This window comes from Vibrio sp. PID17_43 (assembly GCF_002608565.1).
Classification (GTDB): domain Bacteria; phylum Pseudomonadota; class Gammaproteobacteria; order Enterobacterales; family Vibrionaceae; genus Vibrio.
On record NZ_LIXM01000009.1, the window covers coordinates 17,571 to 32,138 of the forward strand.

Consider the following 14,568-nt stretch of genomic DNA (forward strand, 5'->3'; position numbering starts at 1 on the left):
GTTTTTTTTAGACTGAATTTTCTCTCTGAATAGAGATCTATGGATAGTTAAGGGGCAAGGAATGTTTTCGTTTCTGGTCAAGCGCCTGTTTCAGGCACTGATAGTGATGTTTGTGATCAGTTTGGTGGCGTTTGCCATTCAGGATAACCTGGGTGACCCGCTGCGTGAGCTTGTAGGTCAATCGGTTTCAGAAGCGGAGCGTCAAGCGCTGCGTGACGAACTGGGCCTGAACGATCCCTTTATCACAAAGTACACTCGCTTTGTGGGCAATGCGCTACAAGGTGACTTAGGTACATCTTACTTTTTCAAACGACCTGCGGTTGAGGTGATCCTCGATAAGCTGGTCGCAACGCTTGAGCTCGTGTTTGGTGCGACGCTCATTATTATTCTTCTCTCGATTCCTCTTGGGGTGTATTCCGCGATTCATCCGAAGAGCATTTTTACCAAATTTGTCATGGCGATGAGTAGTGTTGGTATCTCGATTCCGGTTTTCTTAACCGCGATCATGCTGATGTACGTCTTCTCTATTGAGCTGGGCTGGCTACCGTCCTACGGGCGAGGAGAAACCGCGAATGTCTTCGGCTGGGAATCCGGCTTCTTCACCATTGATGGTCTCAAACACTTAATTCTGCCGTGTGTGGCACTAGCGTCTATCATGCTACCGCTGTTTATCCGCTTGGTTCGATCTGAAATGCTGGAAGTACTCAGCTCGGAATACATCAAGTTCGCTAAAGCAAAAGGTTTGAACTTAAATAAAATTTATTACCAACATGCACTTAAAAACACCATGCTACCAGTACTGACGGTCGGTGGCGTGCAGATTGGTACTATGGTGGCTTACACCATTCTTACTGAAACCGTGTTCCAATGGCCGGGTACGGGTTTCCTTTTCCTTGAGGCAATCAACCGTGTCGATACACCGTTGATCACTGCCTACGTTATCTTTGTTGGTCTGATCTTCGTGGTAACCAATACCATCGTTGACTTGCTGTACGGCATCATCAACCCAACTGTGAATCTAACTGGAAAAGGAGCTTAATCATGAGCCAATCAAATGTAACGGCCGCTCCTGAATCCGCACCGTCCGCATGGGAGCGTTTTAAAAACTCGGACTTCTTGTATTACTTCAAGCGCGACAAAGTGGCGATGGCCAGTTTTACGGTGTTTATGATGTTCCTGGTATTGGCGTTGGCCGCCCCAATTTTGGCACCGACAGACCCATATGACCTAACGTCTATCGACATCATGGATTCTGAGCTCCCACCATCATGGATGGAGGGAGGAGAAGAGCGTTTCTTGCTCGGCACCGATGAGCAAGGTCGTGATATTTTATCGACCATTCTATATGGCTCGCGTTTATCACTGACTATCGGCTTTTTAGCGGTAGGTCTGCAGCTGATTTTGGGTATCATCATTGGCCTGTCTGCGGGTTATTTCGGTGGTCGTATTGATAGTTTCTTGATGCGTTTTGCGGATGTGCAGCTGTCGTTCTCGACCATGATGGTGGCGATCATTGTATCGGCCATCTTCAAAGCCAGCTTTGGCAGTGATTTCTACAGCCAATATGCTGTCGTTATGCTGGTGGTGATCATTGGTGTGGCAGAATGGCCGCAATATGCGCGTACGATTCGTGCCTCGGTATTGGCAGAGAAGAAAAAAGAATACGTAGAAGCAGCACGTGTGATGGGCTTTAAAGCACCGCGTATCATGTTCCGCCATATTTTGCCGAACTGTCTATCGCCAATCTTGGTTATCTCGACCGTACAGGTTGCCAACGCGATCATGTCGGAAGCGGCGCTGTCGTTCCTCGGCTTGGGTCTTCCTGTCGATCAGCCGTCATTAGGTGCGTTGATCAGCATCGGCTTTAACTACATCTTCTCCGGTGCATGGTGGATCACTGCATTCCCGGGTATTGTTCTGGTTACTTTAGTGTTGGTTATCAACTTATTAGGTGACTGGCTACGTGATGTGTTTAACCCAAAACTGTATAAAGGTTAAGAAAAGCCAACCAAGTCATTGCTTATCGCGTTGATTATTTCCTAAACTGAGAGCCGGATAAAAATCCGGCTCTTTTTTTGCTTACTACTTTGTATACCCTAGTAATTTTGCATCTTATCTGTTTAGAGTGAAGCGTATGAAAATGAAGAAGGCACACCACTCACCTCGTATTGTTCAATTCAGTCTGAGCTTAGGGCTGCTACTTGTGTGCGGCCAGTTTTCTGCGCCAGCATTGGCCAATGACGTGCTCTGTGATGCATCACAAGCCAGTCATAAAGAATTGCCAGTGCTTGAGCAATCTTGTCCAATTGGTAAAGGGTTATGGGGAAAAAAAGTGCCGCAGGGAGGCAATGATTTTTTCTGGATCCAGTGTGGTTTGCTGCCTAAGCCGATGCCGCTTGCTAATGCCAAACCGATTTACAGCAAGATCACGACTGATGTGTGGATGAAGCGAGAAAATAATGACTATCGCTGTTTGATTGGACCGTATTTAGATTTTTCTGAGGCAAAGGAAGATTTACATCGCGTGAAAACCTTGCCGGATTATAAAGACGCTTTTATTCGAGTCGTCAACAAGTCGGGTGCGAAAGCCCAGAAACAGACCAAACCCGCCCCCAAGCCAGTTGCAAAAAAGCCTGAAGTCGCCCCTAAACCGAGAGCATCGGTAACTCGTCCTGATACCGATGCATTTAAAGCGAAATCGGCGGCAATTGCCCAAAGTGCGACCAAGTCAGCCATAAACAGCAACAATGTTGAACTGCGCTTAGAAACACAATGGCAAGGGGTGACGTATGCCGTGCCTTATTTCTCAGACAACCAAAACCAGTTTTACATGGAGCATGGTAAACCGTGGAATCGTTTAGATTACTCGACGTCGGAGAAAGTGTGCCAAGTGATGGGGATGACGCTTGCGACGGTTGGTGAATTTAAAGCACTGCGTCAATCAGGCTTCATGGAGAAAAACCGCTGGCCGATGCAACTGCCTTACTGGGGCAAAGATAGAAAAGGGTTGTTTGCGGATCGAGAGCCGAATCAACTAACGGGCACATCACTGTTGAATGTGATGTGTGTGAAGTGATCGTCTTTAGTTAAGTTGATATAAAAAGAGCTCGCATGGCGAGCTCTTTAAGAAAGATAGTTTCACTCAGTTAAAAAGGCGTATCGCCTTAATATCACTAAGGGTTGAGTAATTCTGAAGCCAAAGCTTGATCCTGTGTGAAGAGGCGGTAATTCGTCTTCAGACCGTCTCCACCATCGTGCATCCATTGGCAACTCATCGCAATTAATTTCTCATCACTTGATAACACTTTACAAGTCTCTTCGAACGTCATATCCGTTAAATGGAATTTGTAGGTGATTGTGTTGCCTTGATTGTAGGTGATGGTTATATCACCACTTGCCGAGCCATCGTTCCATGTTTTGTTATCAATGTTCAACGTTTGAGCTAACATGTCAGGGCTATAGTTATTAGATCCAGCGTCGTCCATGAGGTAAATCCACTCTCCAGATTTTAGCCTGTCAGGAACGGCCTGTGCAGGTGCAGCGTGGTCGATGTCATCATGAGACCAAACAATCAGATCCTGAGCTCCTGTTGCAGCATAAGCAACCGCTAAGTTGTTGTTGTTACCGATGTATAAAAACTCATCGTAGCCTTCGGGATGAACGATTTTGTTATCTTCAATCTTAGTGTCTTTGTCGTCGTATGAGTAATCACCAGCGAACATTTCAACACCACCGTCCGAATTGAACAGAGCTTCGTTCATACTCGCGACATATTCAGGCAGTTTACCGTTAACAAGGAAGCTTGTTAGGGTATTTGATGGCTGCGTTTCATCGGCTTTCACCACTGGAAGCTTAACTTGCTCCATTGATGAAACCACTTCATCCGCTTGGTCTACGTAGATACCAGCTGCGATGTAGAACACGCCGTTCTCGCTTGCTTGTGTTGGTGTACCACTTAGCGATAAAACACCTTCGTCAGTGACATCCACACGGATACCATCAATTGAAGTTTGATGATCGCTGTTGGATGTGTTCATACCCGCAAAGTATTCAACTGGGATGTTGATGTTTTGCGCAGGGAAGATGTCTTGCAGTGTGGTCTCAAGCGTTACTGGTGTGATTGGTTGGTTTTGCGTCAACTCACCCAGTTTGGTTTTGATTTCACTTTCTAGCGTGATCCGTTTGGCTTCATTAAAGCCGAAGCTTGGTACTTTTGCTTCTTCAACGGTCAGAGTGATCGTGGTTTCAGCCGCTTGCTCGTGAACTCCGTCGGTTGCTGAAAGCGTGATGGTGAAGCTGCCGGATGTGGAAGGGGTACCCGTGATCATCAGCTCATCTGCCGTTAGCGTAACGTTAACGCCCGCTGGCGCACCAGCAACGCCATAGGTTAATTTGTCACCATCTGCGTCTTTAAATAGGCCAGTCACATCGTACACAGCGCCGACGATCTCTTGACCTTGGGTGAAGCGCTCTTCAGCAAAGGTGTCTTTCAGGATTGATTCAACACTTTGCTCAACCGTTGGCGCTGAGTTTGGTGTGGTGATGGTTACTTGTAAGTTAGTAGGGTATGACAGTGAGCCGTGTTCATCTTCTGCGAACACTTGGTATAGGAATTGGCCCGCTTTGCTAGGAGTGCCAGAGATCACGCCTGTGTTCGCATCAATGCGAAGACCGTTGCTGTTACCTTTTAGCTCGATCATGCTGTAGGTTAGCTTATCGCCATCTACGTCGCTGAACTTGTCCGTCACGTCGATAGTCTGCCATGCGTCACCGAAGATCATCTCAACTGGAGCTATCGTGCTTGCAACTGGGCGACTGTTTGGTTTAACTGTAACGACACCATCTGTTACGTCAACAACGGGTGCGTAGTTGTCTAGATCTTCAGGTGAGTTTTCAATAATGTTGCTTGTTTCAGTTGCAACTTCAGTTGAAATTGCTAGTTGCGTTTCTATATCTAGCTCATTATTGTCAACCAGTGTTTCACCGATAACTTTTAGTGCTTTTGCTTCATTAGATGAGTTAGCAAGGTAATCACCGAAAATCATCGCAGAGTCTGCACCAGTAATTGACGTGGAGATTGAAGCTACGACTTTTTCCTCTGCCTGTTCTTGTGTCAGTTCACTGTTTGCGCTCATTTGCTCAATAACCATATTGGTCATTGGGTTCACAATAATGTTGTTGCCTTCACTTGCTGGAGAAGCTAGATCGAAACCTTTTGCAACCAGGCCGCGATCGTTATCGATGGTTTTACCAGCAACCGCTTTGATACATACATTCATACCAGCAAAGTCGGCTTTACTGATTGTCGCTTTACCGTCTTCGTTAGTCACGATCTCTGTATTGAGCTCACAGCCGTTTGCAAGGTTACCATCTTTATCAACCCAAATTTCTGCGTTGTGTAGGTAGCCATCAATTGCTGTAATTACAATACCACGAGCTTCAACCGGTTTTGAACCATCATCTGAACCACCACAGCCTGTAAGAGCAATAGCCACTGACGCTGCGAGTAAACTCACCTTATTCATTATTCTTTATCCTTGTTTCGTTTCCAAATGAGAAAGTTGCTTGTTATCGTTTTATCTCTCAATCTCACTAGTGAGATTGAAAAGGCAGCGCATTTTAAATCGGTTTTGGAAGCGGTTTCAAGACACGAAAAGCCGCAAAAAAGCCGTAAAAAAAACTTTGAATATTTTTTGTGGCGTTGATTAGTGGTTTAAATGGCGATTTGAGGAGGTCATTATGTAATACAACTACTTATTCTGATTCTTTGCTCAGTTTTGCGTGGTTTTTGTACCAATAGGGTCGTGATAAATCACATTCATTTTCAACTCCTCTACGCTATTGGCGTATTGAGGAAGTGGGCGCAAGATGTAGCTGTAAGCTTCTCCTTGAAGAAAAACGTCATTGGCATGGTAATCGTTGTTGAAATAGACATAAGCGTATGCCGACGGTTTAGGTGCAGTCGCGCAATAGGTATTGTTGGAGTAAGAAATCACATCGCTAAACATCCCTTCACCTGCGATGATTGAGGTGTCCCAAAACTGACAGAATTCATGAGCAAATAAGTCGCTATTAGACGTGACTATGTTAAGATCTGAGTCGAAACCGTCGTAATACTCATTACCTTGAGCGAAGCGTCGGTCAAAAATATAGTTACCAGCAAGCGCATGGCGATAGCCACCGGCAGTCGGAATGAGCAGATCAAATCGGGCGGATTGATACAGCTCTTTGCCAGTATTGACGTTCAAACGTTCTTCCATTGATCGTTTGTTCTTCTGCATGGTGTAGCTTTCGAAGCGGTTATTGTCGAAAACGGTGATGAAGTAGTTTTCGGTTTCTTTGTGTACGCGTGAGGTGTAGACCTTTTTGGTTGTCCAGATTTGTTGTGAGTCGTTTGCTCTCACTACCAATGATTTATCGCTGATCTGATACTGACCGACTTTCTTTAATTCATGCTCTTCAGGGCAATGGGTTTTGTTGTTGGCCGCTGCATAGAAGACTTCTTCTTCGGCAAATTTGAATGCCTCACAGTACACCACTTCATAGGCGTATCTTTTCCCACCAAGTAAGGTTGTGGTTTCCAAGCGATACACAAGGCCATCGATGAGAGGGTGCTCGGTATCATTTTGCTCTTCGATTACTGCTGGTAGCTCAAAACGTGTTGTCACCCAAGCATGGTCTTCTGTCCCGTGGTGGTCATCACGAGCTGATACGGCCAGAAAGGTGGTTTGGTTGAAGGCTTTTGGTGCGCCTTGCAGCATGATTTGTCCTTGATTAAGGACACTTAACCCGTTGGCGTTTTCCAACCAAAGATGATGGTTTGAAGCTGCTGTTCTACCGCAAGGTTAATGATCGGTTTGCCGTTGTCTGTCGAATCATGGTTTGGGTTGTTGCTGACGTAGGTTTGAGTCAGGCTTCCGGAGTCATTGACCATCGATGATCCCAAAGCATCTGGAACCTGTTCAGTATGCTCTGACAAGGTTGATTCGAGGGCTTTTTCAAAGGCGAGATCGTTGCTCCGCTCTAGTGCTGACGAGGTTAAAGCTTGTTTTACTTCAATCAAAGAAGTGCGCTCACCATGAGCGGCGTCTTTCTTATCAGTACTATTTTGTGCAGGTTTGATATTGGCAGCGACAGCTGTCGTTTGTTCATCTGAAAGCCAGTAGCTTGCTATCAAGCAGATACCTAGTATGCCTGCAATCCAGTATTTTTTCGTCATGATGTTATGCGTACGCCATTCTTGAGTGCAGCCAACTGCGTGAGAACTTTAAGTCTTTTTCAATCAAACTGGCGCTACATTCCAGCAGTTCACAGATCTCTTGGTTTTTCATGCCCATCAAGTATTTGAGCTTCAAAGCGTTAGACTGACGCGGGTAGCGCACACTAAAGCTATCGAGGGCTTTATCCATGATTATCAGTTGCTCGAAGCGATCTTCTTCCTCTCTCATCAAGGTGATGTGTTTGCGCTTCTGTGCTTGATGTGCGCGTGCGTTGTCGATCAAAATTTGGCGCATCACTTTGGCTGCCATTAAGAAGAAATCGCGCTTGGTTTCAATCTCACTCATGTCGCAGTTAGACATTTTCAAATAAGCATCATGAATGAGCACCGTGGTGCTGTTTACGCTGTCTGACAGCACCTTGTTGTCGGTGCCGTATTTCTCTTCGTTGCGTTCACGTTCCTGTTGGGCGATTTTACGCAGCTGTAGGTAAGCGAATTGGTACAACTCACTTTCCGCCTGTTTATCGCCGGCTTGCCACTGCTGGATGATTTGCGTCAGGGTAGATTTAGAAGCCATGGCTATACGTCCTCACTTACCTTTACAAACTCAGAGATAGAATGGGTTTCGATACGATCAGAGCCATCGCGATTACGACTGATGTCTTGCTGGTAACGATACAAAATGCCTTGCTCCCACGCTTTGCCTGCTGGTAGGTATTCCCACGTGGTGTAGTTGATTTCTGAAGGGGCGGGTGACCAGCGAACCATCACGTTCATCTGTGCTAATTCGGCGTTTTTCTGATCGTTGTTGACCCACCACATGTCTAAGTATTCGTTAGTGACGTCTTGGGTGTATAGGCTGGTATCTGTGGGGCATTTAACGGCATCGACAGGTAAACGCAACACTTGGTTATGGCGCATTAGAAGACACGATTGCTTCATCGAGTCTTGTAGGTATTGAGTTTGCTGCCACACACCTTGGTAGGCAATTTGGTTATCGACGGAGTCAGGATAGGTAAACCACAGCATTTCAGTGCGGTTGTGGTGTTTAACGTGTTCATTTGGTCCCAAACCTTGCACTTTTTCCATCAACAGTTGGGTATTTGGATCGAAGTTGAGTGCGACCGAGCGATATTTCCAGTCGCCTTCATCATCATAATCTTCCAGCGAGAAGCCATTTAGGTCATTGCGGGTGCAACCTGTATCCGCGCAGCCGACAAAGCTCTCCCACTCTGAGAACTTTTCAATTGGTTCGATAATGTCTTCGGTGACGCTTTGATTGAGTGCTAAGAAACAGCCTTGGAAATAGTCCCCCACGCTTGGGTGCTGGATCAGGTTTTCTTCAGTGATGGTGAAGTTGACCTCACCGATTGGTGGGCGATAGCGGGGATGGTGCTGATAACGGATATCGAACGCACAGGCGCGACCTTGCCAATCCTTCTTCTTGATGATGTTCTTAAAGCGCACATCACGAGGCTCAAAAATGATTTCATCTGAGGCAAAGTTCCTCTCGATGTAGCGTTGGCTTTCATTGAGGTGTTCGACCGCTTCTTGTACCGAAACCCAATTCAAATTGAGTTGTTGTTTAGCGTCATCTAGAAAGTTGAGGTCGAGGCGCTTGAGTTGCGCTTGGAAGTTGGGATCCGAGAGAACCTTGTTGGCGAGCACGATCTCTTGTCGATTTTCTGGTGTGCTATCAAGAGACAGCAGTAAGCGCGTCATGTTGATACTGCGACTGGGTTTTGTTGTCGCCATCGTTGGAGTGACGACTTCTTGGCCAGAAAGTGTTGTCAGTAAGTAGCCTTTGTCATCACTACCAAGAAAAAAGCTCACTACATCACCTGGGCGATATTGAAATGCGCCTTTCTGGGTGTAACCTGAGAGATTTGAGCTGGTTTTGTAATACAGGCCAGTCACCGGAGAATCGATGAAAAAGCCTTGTTTGAGCGTAGGTTCGACCGCTTCTGTTGCAGAACCAGCAGAAGTAGACGTCGCCCAAGCAGGGGCCATCGCTAACGCAGATAGCCAAAAAGCCACTGAACGTGTGTGCATCGTAGTTTTAAGCCTTATTCGTTGGTGTGCCCCGTAGAGGAACAGTTTGGCTGACAACTGATCGTTTTTGTTACGTGCTTCTCTGGCACCGGTGTCATCATCGCCAACAACATTTTTTGTTTTATATGTTTGGGAATATCTGGGTTAGACAGAATCCGCCGACGTGTCAGTTCCATCATGGCACTGACCGACATGTGTTCGACATTGCTCCCCTTGGCATGGAAAATGAGTCGGGTCACTTCGTACATCATGTTCTCTGCAATCTTTTTCTCTTGCTGCAGTTGTATATTTTTTTGGATCAAGGTGGTGGCAAACAATAGTCCTGAGACCACGATAATTGTCGACAGCACGGAAGGTAATGGCCGGCGCTGTACTAGGCGAAACATGCTGTAGAGAGGCCAGTGCCTTTTTTGTTCAATCGGGTGGCGTTCTAGAACACTTTCGATATCTTTTCTCAGGGCGCGCACATTAATGTAGCGTTGCTTAGGGTTACTTTGTGTTGCCCGTCTTGTTATCCAGTAAATGTCTGACCAAACCGCAGGGTTCGGGAACATTAATGCTAAAATCTTACCTAGCGAATACACGTCGCTTTGTTCGGTCAGAAATTGCCCCTCTTGTTGTTCTGGACTGGCATACTTCTCACTAAAGGCGATCAATGTCGAATGTAACTCGTGATGGCCAGATTGCACCTTTTGTGTCAGATTGAAATCGATCAACTTTGGCCGTTTATTGCGATCAATCAGGATGTTTTCTGGTTTGAGGTCCGCATGTAGAACTTGATGCTGGTGGGCGTGTTCCATTGCCTGACAAATCTGCTTAAACAGCAGCAATTTGTCATCCTCTTCCATGGGGGGGGCGTTCAGGTAAGCGTCCAAGGTTTGGCCAAATACCCGTTCCATCACAATATAAACGGAATCGTCATGCAGGCCGCCATCAAATACCTTTGCAATATAAGGATGGTTTAAGCGCGCCAGTAGTTGAGCTTCATCAAACAGTGCGCGTTTGTCCAAAACATTACTGAGATTGGCTTGGATGAACTTGATCGCTAGGTCTTGTTCAAACGTCTCGTCAGCACGTTGTGCCGCATAAACCACACCCATGCCTCCGCGTCCCAACTCATGGGTCAGACGGTATTTACTGACAATCTCACCACGAAGATCGACCTCTTGGTTAGTGGCCTGATGCGCGCCGAAGCCTAGCAGTTGGGTCAGTTGTTCATCCGCCGTATCACTGACCAAAAGAGGTGTTATTTGGCGATAGAGATCCGGCTGAGTTAGACGCAGATTATCGAGATATTGCTGCTTCTGAGAGTCGTCCAGCTCAAGCAGGTGATAGTAAATCTGGGTTTCGCTAGATGCGGACTGCACTTTGTTTCATTTCCAAACTATTTGAATTTGGTATTGTATTTCAAATATTTATCAAATATCAGTTCTTTTCTATTATTGATAGTTGTGTCACTTTTTAATGGATGATCTGTTGCATTTTGATGCCGATTGCGATGAGTGATGGCTTGTCGGAGGGCAGGCAAGTATTCATGATGTTACTCGTAACATTAAGGATGACAAATTAAATAGTGGTTCAACAAAACAAAAAAACACTACAGGATATAGTCGATAAGGTTGGCGTAACGAAGATGACGGTTTCTTGCTATATGCGTAATCCAGAATCGGTAGCCAAAAAGACTCGAATAAAGATCGCTGAGGTGATCGTAGCTGCGTTTGTTATCTCTACCTGTCTATGTGTGGCTCAAGGCTCTGCAACCGTAGCGCTAACCACTACCGCAGCACTTATCGCGCCAGTGGTAGCAGTAACAACGGGTTTGAGTGAGACCTAGTTTTATCGTTATTGCGTTCGCAGGCGGTGCGACGGTACTTTCTCACTTTAACGACTCTGGTTTCTGGCTAGTATCTCGTTTACTAAATATGGATGAGAAGATCACGCTAAAAACTTGGACGATAATGGAAACTTTACTTGGTGGTATCGCATTTATTATCGTAGCAACATTATGCTTTACTCTTTAGAGGTTACCCATGACAACACTTGAACAACGATTAAGAGAAATCAAAATCGTCCCAGTTATCGCAATCAACGATGTAGCACACGCTCTGCCACTGGCAAAAGTGTTGGTAGAAAACGGTTTACCATGTGCGGAAGTAACATTCCGCACTGAAGCGGCGGCTGAGTCGATCCGCATCATGCGTGAAGCGTACCCAGAGCTGCTGATCGGTGCTGGTACCGTACTGACAACAGAGCAAGTGGACATCGCGATTGAAGCGGGTGTGGACTTCATCGTGAGCCCGGGTTTCAACCCAACCACAGTGAAATACTGTCAGCAACGCAATGTCACTATCGTTCCGGGTGTGAATAACCCAAGCTTGGTTGAGCAAGCGATGGAAATGGGTCTACGTACCCTAAAATTCTTCCCTGCAGAACCATCAGGTGGCGTAAACATGCTTAAAGCACTGACTGCGGTTTATCCAGTGGAGTTCATGCCAACGGGTGGCGTCAGCCCATCTAATGTGGAAGATTACCTAGCGCTGAAATCCGTTGTCGCTTGTGGCGGTACTTGGATGGTGCCAACGGCAATGATGGACAATGGCGATTGGGAAGGTATTGCTGAATTGGTTCGCGCAGTTAAGTAAAACGCGCAAACAGCTCCGAAACACCCCCAAACGTTGGAAAACGTGAATAGAAAAAGGGTCATCAAGTCATTGATGACCCTTTTGTTTATCTGATTAAATCCGCAAAGCGATTCGCGCGTGATTAACGCATGGTTACGAATTCTTCTGAGCCCGTTGGGTGGATAGCCACAACAGAGTCGAAATCTGCTTTGGTTGCGCCCATCTTCATTGCTACGCCGAAGCCTTGAATCATTTCATCAACGGTAAAGCCGATGCCATGTAGACCAACTACCGTCTCTTCTTCGCCAGCACATACTAGCTTCATCTTACATGGTTGACGGTGCTTAGTGACCGCGGTGTACATCGCAGTGAAGCCAGACGTGTAGACTTTGACGTTGTCTTTGCCGTACTTCTCTTCTGCTTCTTGAGTCGTTAGACCGATAGTGCCGATTGGTGGGTGGCTGAATACCACGGTTGGAACCAAATCGTAATCCATCTTCGCGTTTGGTTTGTTGTTGAACAGACGCTCAGAAAGTTGACGACCCGCTTTAACAGCCACAGGTGTTAGCTCGATACCGCCTTCCATGATGTCACCGACACAATAGATGCCTTTCACGTTCGTTTCTTGGTATTCGTCTACCTTGATGTAGCCGCGGTCGTTCGTTGCAACGCCAGTTGATGCTAGGTTGATGGCGTCAGTCGCTGGGTGACGACCGATTGCCCAAATTAGGGTATCAACGTTTTGGCTTTCACCATTTTCTAGGTGCAGAGTTAGGCTGCCGTCTGCTTCTTTTACCACTTCTTTTGGAACAGAGTGGGTGTGTAGCGTTGGGCCTTCCGCTTCCATCACTTCTACTAGCGTTTCGATGATCATTGGATCGAAGCTACGTAGTGGTGATTCTTTACGGCAGAATAGGTGCGTTTCTGTACCAAGTGCATGCAGAACGCCAGCGATTTCAACCGCGATGTAACCTGCGCCAATAACTGCAACGCGTTTTGGTTGCTCAGCTAGCTCGAAGAAGCCGTTTGAATCGATGCCGTATTCTGCGCCTGGGATGTTTGGAATCGTTGGACGACCACCCACTGCGATCAGGATGTGATCTGCGGTGTAGTGTTCACCGTTTACTTCTACCGTTTTCTCGTCAACAAACTTAGCAAAGCCTTTGATAACGTTTACCTTGTTGTTGCCAAGAACGCGATCGTAAGATTGGTGGATACGACCAATGTAAGCCTGACGACTCTCAACCAGTTTGCTCCAGTCGAAACCTTTTACATCTACATCAAAACCGTAGTCTTCTGCGTACAGGTTCATTGCTTCTGCAACCTGCGCGCCGTGCCACATCACTTTCTTTGGCACACAACCAACGTTTACGCAGGTACCGCCAAGGTCTTGAGCTTCGATAAGCGCTACTTTAGCACCGTACATTGCCGCACGATTTGCTGATGCGATGCCGCCGCTGCCGCCGCCGATACAGATATAATCAAAATGAGTCGCCATTACTTTCTCCAAAAGCTTATTAATTTTGTCTGACAACAACTACATTGGGGTGGTGGGTGATGAACTCAACATCCCGACATGAATTGTTACCTGCCCAAGTTTGTTGAAGTCACTTGGGCAGGATCCGTTGTCCCTATCATAAATCGAGTCTAGTAATTTCCTAAATGGGAAAAAGTGACATTGCTTATGACAAATAGCGATGAAAGGGTACTAAAGCGGAATAAAGCGAGTATTTGGGAATGCAAAATGAACGAAAAATCAAAAAAAACGCAACGATGAAATCGTTGCGTTTAAAAGCCTAAAGAGCAGAGGTATTTACTCTGGAACTATCCAGTCGACTTTCCAGTGTCCCGTTGCTGGTGCGATCGCTTCTTGCAGGAATGGCAGAATTTCTTTCATCTGGCTTTCCAGTTTCCACGGTGGGTTAATCACGATCATGCCGGATGCGGTCATGCCACGCTCATTGGTGTCTGGTGATACGCCAAGTTCGATTTGCAAGATCTTACGGATGCCAAGACCTTCTAAACCTTCAATCATGTCTTCGATGTCGCAACGGTTTACCACTGGGTACCAAATGGCGTAAATGCCCGTCGCCCAACGTTTGTGGCTTTGGTAAATCGCCTGCACCACATCGCGGTACTCTTTGGCCAGCTCGTAGGGTGGGTCAATCAACACCAAACCACGACGCTCTTGCGGTGGCAGACTGCCTTTCAGACGCTTAAAACCATCTTCTTTGTAGATGCTTACTTGGCGATCGCGGTGGAACTCTTGCTCTAGCAACGGGTGATCGGCTGGGTGCAGTTCTGTCAGCACCATGCGGTCTTGAGGGCGGATCTGTGCACGTGCTACGCGTGGTGAGCCTGGGTAGTAACGCAGTTTCTCACCGTTGTTCAACGCTTTGATTGAATCGATGTAGCTGGCGATGTCTTCTGGAATGTTTGGATTATCCCAAATACGCGCGATGCCTTGTTTGTATTCACCTGTTTTTTCAGACCATTCGTGAGTCAGATCGTAGCGTCCCACACCCGAGTGGGTATCGTGATAAACAAATGGTGTCTCTTTTTGTTTCAGCGCATCAAGAATGAGGCTTTGAACGATGTGTTTTACCACGTCAGCATGGTTGCCAGCGTGGAAGCTATGGCGGTAACTTAACAAATTAAACTCTCGAAACACTCTTT

10 protein-coding genes and 3 pseudogenes are annotated in these 14,568 nt (G+C 46.5%); 6 read left to right on the top strand and 7 right to left on the bottom strand.

What is annotated here, in order from left to right; all coding sequences use genetic code 11:
• Positions 1-61: 61 nt before the first annotated feature.
• From AK965_RS07975 to AK965_RS07985, 3 genes are all read left to right on the top strand, one after another.
• Positions 62-1,039, top strand: a complete 978-nt coding sequence (locus AK965_RS07975) for an ABC transporter permease (RefSeq protein WP_099079113.1) — start codon at positions 62-64, stop codon at positions 1,037-1,039.
• 2 nt (positions 1,040-1,041) lie between these two features.
• Complete coding sequence (locus AK965_RS07980) at positions 1,042-1,998, top strand: ABC transporter permease (protein ID WP_099079114.1); 957 nt, start codon at positions 1,042-1,044, stop codon at positions 1,996-1,998.
• 136 nt (positions 1,999-2,134) lie between these two features.
• Positions 2,135-3,076 carry an SPOR domain-containing protein gene (locus tag AK965_RS07985; RefSeq protein ID WP_099079115.1) on the top strand — a complete coding sequence of 314 codons (942 nt, stop codon included), beginning with the start codon at positions 2,135-2,137 and terminating at the stop codon, positions 3,074-3,076.
• A 97-nt stretch (positions 3,077-3,173) separates the two neighbouring features.
• On the opposite strand, the gene AK965_RS07990 is transcribed toward AK965_RS07985, so the two are convergent.
• The 5 genes and pseudogenes from AK965_RS07990 to AK965_RS08010 form a co-directional block, all read right to left on the bottom strand.
• Positions 3,174-5,525: a putative Ig domain-containing protein gene (locus AK965_RS07990; protein WP_099079116.1), complete on the bottom strand. Its 2,352-nt coding sequence runs from the start codon at positions 5,523-5,525 to the stop codon at positions 3,174-3,176.
• 246 nt (positions 5,526-5,771) lie between these two features.
• Positions 5,772-7,219 (bottom strand): annotated as a pseudogene (locus AK965_RS07995) (hypothetical protein).
• Between the two features lie 4 nt (positions 7,220-7,223).
• Complete coding sequence (locus AK965_RS08000) at positions 7,224-7,796, bottom strand: sigma-70 family RNA polymerase sigma factor (protein WP_099079117.1); 573 nt, start codon at positions 7,794-7,796, stop codon at positions 7,224-7,226.
• A 2-nt stretch (positions 7,797-7,798) separates the two neighbouring features.
• Complete coding sequence (locus AK965_RS08005) at positions 7,799-9,271, bottom strand: chromosome partitioning protein ParA (RefSeq protein WP_099079118.1); 1,473 nt, start codon at positions 9,269-9,271, stop codon at positions 7,799-7,801.
• Between the two features lie 14 nt (positions 9,272-9,285).
• Positions 9,286-10,638 (bottom strand): serine/threonine-protein kinase, encoded by a 1,353-nt coding sequence (locus AK965_RS08010; protein ID WP_099079119.1) that lies wholly within the window; start codon positions 10,636-10,638, stop codon positions 9,286-9,288.
• 206 nt (positions 10,639-10,844) lie between these two features.
• Here AK965_RS08010 and AK965_RS20535 point away from each other — a divergent pair.
• The 3 genes and pseudogenes from AK965_RS20535 to AK965_RS08020 all read left to right on the top strand — a co-directional run.
• Positions 10,845-10,970 (top strand): annotated as a pseudogene (locus tag AK965_RS20535) (LacI family DNA-binding transcriptional regulator); the annotation flags it as partial.
• Between the two features lie 3 nt (positions 10,971-10,973).
• Positions 10,974-11,292 (top strand): annotated as a pseudogene (locus AK965_RS08015) (GntP family permease); the annotation flags it as partial.
• Positions 11,293-11,301: 9 nt separating this feature from the next.
• Positions 11,302-11,913, top strand: coding sequence for a bifunctional 4-hydroxy-2-oxoglutarate aldolase/2-dehydro-3-deoxy-phosphogluconate aldolase (locus AK965_RS08020; RefSeq protein ID WP_005430025.1), 612 nt, complete (start codon positions 11,302-11,304; stop codon positions 11,911-11,913).
• Positions 11,914-12,034: 121 nt separating this feature from the next.
• Here the strand turns inward: AK965_RS08020 and gorA are convergent, their stop codons facing one another.
• Together gorA and AK965_RS08030 are read right to left on the bottom strand one after the other, a co-directional pair.
• Positions 12,035-13,390, bottom strand: a complete 1,356-nt coding sequence (gene gorA, locus AK965_RS08025) for a glutathione-disulfide reductase (protein ID WP_099079120.1) — start codon at positions 13,388-13,390, stop codon at positions 12,035-12,037.
• A gap of 315 nt (positions 13,391-13,705) precedes the next feature.
• On the bottom strand, positions 13,706-14,545 hold the full coding sequence (locus tag AK965_RS08030; protein ID WP_099079121.1) for a 23S rRNA (adenine(2030)-N(6))-methyltransferase RlmJ: 840 nt from the start codon (positions 14,543-14,545) through the stop codon (positions 13,706-13,708).
• Positions 14,546-14,568: the final 23 nt, after the last annotated feature.